The sequence below is a fragment of the Dysgonomonas sp. 521 genome (genome assembly GCF_010501055.1).
In the GTDB taxonomy this organism is placed as follows: domain Bacteria; phylum Bacteroidota; class Bacteroidia; order Bacteroidales; family Dysgonomonadaceae; genus Dysgonomonas.
The window spans coordinates 1-243 of record NZ_QVMO01000253.1 but is presented as its reverse complement, the minus strand read 5'-3'; the positions used below and the strand labels follow the sequence as shown (position 1 = coordinate 243).

Genomic DNA, 243 nt, shown 5'->3' with positions numbered 1-243 from the left:
TAAAAGAGGACTTGAGATTATGGGTATCGGATTGCTCAATATTGATAAACATGACTGCATGATGCTTAGGGCTGTGCAATCTCCCGATAGGGTAACCCTAGCCAACCGGGGAGCAACCTTGAATGATTGGTACCTGAAAGTCATTGAACAATACAAAGAGCAACTGTTATCCGTTTCCAAGTATATAGTAGCCGACGCCTATTTTTCCAAATTCTCTTTCACCCAAGGACTCCACGATTTGGG

Annotated in this window: 1 pseudogene; it reads left to right on the top strand. The window is 43.2% G+C overall.

Annotated elements, in window-relative coordinates:
• Positions 1-243: pseudogene (locus tag D0T84_RS22410) on the top strand (transposase); the annotation flags it as partial.